A 5,920-nucleotide genomic window follows, 5' to 3' on the forward strand; every position below is an offset into this window, starting at 1 on the left:
GGGGAGCGTGGTTCTCGTGAGGTGTGGTCATGGCAATTGGCAAGGTAATCAGCTTCGACGAATTCCGTGGTTTCGGCTTCATCGCCCCGGACGGAGGCGGCGAAGACGTTTTCATGCATGTCAACGACCTCGACAGCGACAAACGTCTCATCTCGGTCGATGCGCAGGTTGAATTCATGGTCGAGAACGGTGGCAAAGGGCTGAAGGCCTCGCATGTCCGCGTGCTCGACCGAGCCAGCGCAGCGAAGGCCACCCTGGTCTCGCCCCCTCCGCCGAGCCCCGCACCGAAACCCACGCCGACGCCGCCGCCCACACCGACACCTGCGACGATCGCGGCGATGGTGTCACCAGGCCCGGCTGTCTCCACCTTCGATCGTCAGGCGAACGACACCGGTTTCTGCGACGTGCTGTCCGTCGAGGAATTCACGCGGGAAATCACGGAAGCCGTGCTCGCGGCCGTGCCGACGATGACCGCGCAGCAGATTCTGGGCGTCCGCGAATGCCTCGTCGGCCTCGCGCAGACACACAGCTGGGTCGATGGGTAGCCGGCACGGCCTCCCGCCGGCTCCGGGCGAAAGGAAAGTGCATGTCCAGGCGCGCGCTGATCACCGGTATCACCGGTCAAGACGGTTCCTATCTGGCTGAGCATCTGCTGTCCCTGGGATATCAGGTCTGGGGACTGATCAGAGGGCAGGCCAATCCCCGCAAGTCCCGCATCAGCCGCCTTGTCAGCGACGTGTCGTTCGTCAACGGCGACCTGCTGGACCAGGGGAGCCTGGTCGCGGCGGTGGACCTGGTGCAGCCCGATGAGGTGTACAATCTCGCGGCCATCTCCTTCGTCCCGATGTCGTGGCAGCAGGCCGAGTTGACCACCGACGTCAACGGCATGGGCGTGCTCCGGACGCTGGAGGCGATCCGCCTGGTGTGCGGGCTGGACAAGTCCCGCAGCAGCACCGGTCAGATCCGCTTCTACCAGGCGTCGTCTTCGGAGATGTTCGGCAAGGTCGTGGAGAGTCCGCAACACGAGATGACGAACTTCCACCCGCGCAGCCCCTACGGGGTGGCGAAGACCTACGGCCATTTCATCACCCGGAACTATCGTGAGTCGTTCAACATGTACGGCGTCTCCGGCATTCTGTTCAACCACGAGTCGCCCCGCCGGGGCGCGGAATTCGTGACGCGGAAGATTTCGCTGGCCGTCGCCCAGATCAAACTCGGCCGGCAGGACAAGCTGTATCTCGGAAACCTCGACGCGGTCCGTGACTGGGGGTTCGCCGGTGACTATGTCCGCGCGATGCATCTCATGCTGCAGCGGGACGAGCCCACCGACTACGTCGTGGGCACCGGTCGCACGCACTCGGTGTACGACGCCGTACGGATGGCCTTCGAGTACGTCGGGCTGAACTGGCGGGACCACGTCGTCATCGACCCGGGGCTCGTCCGTCCCGCCGAGGTGGAGACCCTCTGCGCCGACCCCGGCAAGGTCAGAGACGAGCTGGGCTGGGAGCCGACCGTCAGCTTCGAGCAGCTCATCCACATGATGGTGGAGTCCGATCTCCTGAACGTCTCGCGCGAGCGGGAGCTGGGAGACCTCATCCTCGCATCGAGCTGGTGAGCACATCATTGGGATCGAGCGATGAGTGAACCAGGGATGAGTGAAGCGGCAAGTGCCCCGCTGGGAGTGCTGGGCGCAGGCGTGATGGGCACGGGGATCGCGGCCCTGGCGATCGGCCACGGTATCCCCGTGGTGCTCGTCGACGTATCGGAGGACAGGCTCGCCGATGCCCGGCGTCGGGTCGACGCTCAGCTCCGGCATGCGCGGCTGATGGGCGCGGTGCCGGCGCGGGACGCGGCCGGTCTGACGACGGCCGTGGAACTCGCGGCCGTCGCCGGCGCCACCGCGGTCGTCGAGGCGGTCACCGAGGACGCTGAGATCAAGGCGAAGGTGCTGGGAGAGGTGTCGAGCCTGGTCGCCGCCGGCGCCCCGATCATCTCCAACACCTCGGGCATCCCGATAGGGGAGCTGGGGAGGTTCGTCAGCCGCCCGGACGAACTGCTCGGCATCCATTTCATGAATCCGGCCTACCTGATCACGATGGTGGAGGTGATCAGGAGTGCGCGGACCAGCGACGAGACCATGGCCGCGGTCACCGGGCTGCTGGCGCGGATGGGACGCCGCGGGATCGTCGTCCGGGACGCCCCGGGGTTCGTCACGAGCAGGCTGCTCCACCCCATGATCAACGAGGCGGCCCGGATAGTCGAGGCCGGCGTGGCCACCGCCGAGTCGGTGGACGACCTCATGCGGGGCTGCCTCGGGCATCCCACCGGGCCCCTGCGCACGGCCGACCTCATCGGTCTTGACAACCTGGTCGACGCGCTGTCGACCCTGTGGGAGCGCACGGGCGAAGCGAGTTTCCGGCCCTGCGAACTGCTGCGGCAGAAGGTGGCCGCAGGGCACTTCGGACGCAAGTCCGGCAAGGGTTTCTACGATTACGAGAAGGTGCTGTCGTGACCACGGGATCAGCGGAGTCGGTTCAGCAGCGGATCCGGGAGTTCCTCGAAGAGCGGATCAAAACCAACATCGTCGTCGACAAGGATCTGTTCGCCTCCGGACTCGTCAACTCCATGTTCGCCATGGAGCTGGTCGTCCACCTGGAGCAGGAGTTCGGCGTCGCCATCGTCGGGGAGGACCTGAAGCTCGACAACTTCCGCACCGTCGAGCGGATGACGTCGCTGGTGTGCCGGCTGCGTGACGCGCCGGTGACGGACCATGCCTGACTGGCGCGCCGATGCCGGGGAACGGGTCACGCGGCTGGTCGGCGACCAGGCCGCGGCCTGGGACCTGGCCGGCGTCCTCCCCGTGGAGACGCTCCGAACCCTGGGCAAGGCGGGTCTGCTCTGCGCCGAGGTGCCGGTCGAACACGGCGGCGTCGGCGCGGGAAGCCTGGACAACGGCGACTTCACCGCCCAGGTGGGCAGCCTCTGCGGGTCCCTGCGCAGCGTGATGACGTCCCAGGGAATGGCGGCGTGGACGATCCAGCGGCTCGGCGATGTCCGCCAGCGGCGGGAGTACCTGCCCAGGCTGACCGGCGGCGAGCTGGCCGCGGTCGCGTTCAGCGAGCCCGATGCCGGCAGCGACGTGACGGCGATGGCGACCGAGATACGCGCCGACGGCGACACGGTGGTGGTCGAGGGACGCAAGTCGTGGACCACGGCGGCCCGCTACGCCGACTTGATCGCCGTCTTCGGACGGTACGGGGACGGCGGTGGCGTCGTGCTCGTGCCCGCCGGCGCACCGGGGGTCACCATCCGGCCGGTGCCCAATCCGAGCGGCTGCCGAGCCGCCGGGCACGCCGACGTCGTCCTCGACGCCGTACGGCTGCCCGCGACCGCCGTGCTCGGCGGCGGCGGGCAGTCGCTCCAGCTGCTGGTCACCACGGCTTTGGCGTACGGCCGGATCTCGGTCGCCTGGGGGTGCGTCGGGATCCTGCGCGCGTGCCTTTCGGCCGCGGGCGCGCACGCGCGCGGGCGCCGGCAGTTCGGCCGGCCGCTGGCCGAGCACCAGCTCGTGGCCCGGCACCTGGCCGAGCTGGTGGTGGCCGAGCAGGTGGCGACGCGGGTCTGCGAGCACGCGAGCCGGTGCTGGGACGCTAGATCGCCGGAGCTGGTGATCGCCACGGTCCTGGCCAAGTACGTCAGCTCGACCGAGGCCGCCCGCGGTGCGGCGGCGGCCGTGCAGGTGCTGGCGTCAGCGGGAGCGCAGGACGGCCACGTCGTGGCGCGGGCCTACCGGGACGCCAAGCTCATGGAGCTCATCGAGGGCAGCACCGAGATCTGCCAGATCATTCTCGCCCAGCACGCGGTCGCCCAGGCGAGCTGAAGGAGACGACCTCAAGGAGATGAGGAGAACACGTGGCCGACACGACCATGACAGTGAAATGCCTGGTATGGGATCTGGACAACACGCTGTGGCAGGGCACGTTGCTGGAGGACGGCGAGGTACGCCTTTACCCCGGCGTGCGCGAGCTCATCCAGGTCCTGGACTCCCGCGGCATCCTGCAGTCCGTCGCGAGCAAGAACGACCACGACCATGCCTGGGCGAAACTCGAGGAGCTGGGCGTCGCGGAGTATTTCGTGCTGCCGCACATCGGCTGGTCGCCCAAGTCCGGCTCGATCCGGAGCATCGCCGAGGAACTGCGGTTCGCGTACGGCACGATGGCGTTCATGGACGACCAGGCCGCCGAGCAGGCCGAGGTGGCGTTCCACCTGCCCGACGTACGGTGCTACTCCGCCGATGAGGTCGCCGGGCTGGCCGAGCTGCCGGAGTTCAACCCGAAAACGGTGACCCAGGACGCCCGGCGCCGCAGAGAGATGTACCAGGCCGGTTTCCGGCGGCAGGCCGCGAAGTCCGGCTTCACCGGTCCGGACGAGGAGTTCATCCGCTCCCTCAGCCTGGAGATGCGCATCGAGCACGCGACCGTGGAGCACCTCGCCCGGGTCGAGGAGCTGACCCTGCGTACCAGCCAGATGAACGCGACCGGCGTGCACTATTCGCGGGAGGCGCTGGCCGGGCTGATCCTCGACGACCACGGGCACCAGGTCCTGGTCACCTCGATGAGCGACCGGTTCGGGCCGCACGGCGCCGTCGGGGTCGTGCTGGTGGAGACGGGAGCCGACGTGTGGCACCTGAAGCTGCTCGCCACCTCCTGCCGGGTCGTGTCCTTCGGCGCGGGCTCGGTGATCCTGCGCTGGCTGACCGATCAGGCCGCGCGGGCCGGCGCGCACCTGGTGGCCGACTTCCGCAGGACCGACCGCAACCGGATGATGGAGATCGCCTACCGGTTCAGCGGGTTCACCGGCGAGACCTGCCCGTGTCTGGCGAGCCTGCCCGCCGGGGACGTCAGCGGCCTGCAACGGCTGCACCTCGTCCCCGTGCCGCAGGCCCCGCCCACCACGATGCACCTCATCGCACCCGATCTCACGGCAGTGCCCGAGAACCGGTTCTCCGATGTCCTCCCTTATTAATTAGAAAGTCGTGATCTGGACGGCCGCAGCGGTGAGTCGCCTGGTCGGCGGCCATGCGGCTGGCTGTGGGACGGGTTTCTGATTAATAGAGCTCCTTCTTACGCACCAGGGTGATGCCGTCCGCCATCGGCAGCAGCGAGACGTCCACCCGGAGGTCCTCCAAAAGCATGGCGTTGAACGCGCGAATCGCCTCGGTGTCCGCGTCCTGCGCCTCCGGGTCGGCGACCTTGCCGAGGAACAGCGTGTTGTCCACCACGATCAGGCCGTTCTCCCTGACCAGCGCGAGAGCGGCCTCGTAGTACTTCGGGTAGGCGGGCTTGTCGGCGTCGATGAACACGAAGTCGACGGAGCCCGGCCCTTCCTCGCATAGCAGGGTGGCGAGGGTGTCCGACGCGTCGCCGATCCGCGAGTCGATCCGGTCGAGCACGCCGGACCTGCGCCAGTAGGGCACGCCGATACTGTGCCACCGCTCGGTGATGTCGCAGGTGATGACCCGGCCTCCCGGGGCGACCGCGCGGGCCAGGCAGAGCGTGCTGTAGCCGGTGAAGGTGCCCACCTCCAGGACGGTGCGCGCGGAGGTGAGCCGGACCAGCAGCGCCAGGAGTTGCCCCTCCTCGGCCATGACCTGCATCGCCCTTCCCATGGGCAGGGCGGCGGTCTCTTCGCGCAGGGAGCGCAGGATCTCGTCCTCCCGTAACGACACCGTACGGGCGTAGTCGGACAGTACTGAGGTGATGTGGAGCTGACCGGCCATTGCGCGAGCGTATGGTCCGCGCGCTGGTCTTTTCCCCAGATTCGACGGCCGCGTGGTGGCGGGCGGTTCTAGTGATTTTCAGGGAGCCCGGGTTTGAGACTGGGCTCCGCGATCCGGTCGTCGAAAAAGGGTTGAGCTGAA

The 5,920-nt window shown here is 68.1% G+C and carries 7 protein-coding genes; 6 read left to right on the plus strand and 1 reads right to left on the minus strand.

The window, feature by feature from the left end; genetic code table 11:
- Positions 1 to 29 precede the first annotated feature (29 nt).
- The 6 genes from ABGB08_RS44305 to ABGB08_RS44330 are packed head-to-tail and all read left to right on the plus strand — an operon-like array spanning position 30 to position 5,025.
- Positions 30 to 545: a cold shock domain-containing protein gene (locus ABGB08_RS44305; protein WP_347603539.1), complete on the plus strand. Its 516-nt coding sequence runs from the start codon at positions 30 to 32 to the stop codon at positions 543 to 545.
- Between the two features lie 41 nt (positions 546 to 586).
- The gene (locus tag ABGB08_RS44310) at positions 587 to 1,615 is read left to right on the plus strand and encodes a GDP-mannose 4,6-dehydratase (RefSeq protein ID WP_347603541.1); all 1,029 of its coding nucleotides are present in this window, start codon (positions 587 to 589) and stop codon (positions 1,613 to 1,615) included.
- A 36-nt stretch (positions 1,616 to 1,651) separates the two neighbouring features.
- The gene (locus ABGB08_RS44315; protein ID WP_347603542.1) at positions 1,652 to 2,512 is read left to right on the plus strand and encodes a 3-hydroxyacyl-CoA dehydrogenase family protein; all 861 of its coding nucleotides are present in this window, start codon (positions 1,652 to 1,654) and stop codon (positions 2,510 to 2,512) included.
- Positions 2,509 to 2,778, plus strand: coding sequence for an acyl carrier protein (locus ABGB08_RS44320; protein ID WP_155355704.1), 270 nt, complete (start codon positions 2,509 to 2,511; stop codon positions 2,776 to 2,778). The genes ABGB08_RS44315 and ABGB08_RS44320 overlap by 4 nt, the downstream gene beginning before the upstream one ends.
- Positions 2,771 to 3,880, plus strand: coding sequence for an acyl-CoA dehydrogenase family protein (locus tag ABGB08_RS44325; RefSeq protein ID WP_347603544.1), 1,110 nt, complete (start codon positions 2,771 to 2,773; stop codon positions 3,878 to 3,880). Before ABGB08_RS44320 ends, ABGB08_RS44325 begins: the two co-directional genes overlap by 8 nt.
- A 32-nt stretch (positions 3,881 to 3,912) precedes the next feature.
- Positions 3,913 to 5,025: an HAD-IIIC family phosphatase gene (locus ABGB08_RS44330; protein WP_347603546.1), complete on the plus strand. Its 1,113-nt coding sequence runs from the start codon at positions 3,913 to 3,915 to the stop codon at positions 5,023 to 5,025.
- Between the two features lie 82 nt (positions 5,026 to 5,107).
- Here ABGB08_RS44330 and ABGB08_RS44335 read toward each other — a convergent pair whose 3' ends face one another.
- Positions 5,108 to 5,779 carry a class I SAM-dependent methyltransferase gene (locus tag ABGB08_RS44335; protein WP_347603548.1) on the minus strand — a complete coding sequence of 224 codons (672 nt, stop codon included), beginning with the start codon at positions 5,777 to 5,779 and terminating at the stop codon, positions 5,108 to 5,110.
- Positions 5,780 to 5,920: the final 141 nt, after the last annotated feature.

This window comes from Acrocarpospora sp. B8E8, assembly GCF_039871605.1.
In the GTDB taxonomy this organism is placed as follows: domain Bacteria; phylum Actinomycetota; class Actinomycetes; order Streptosporangiales; family Streptosporangiaceae; genus Acrocarpospora; species Acrocarpospora macrocephala.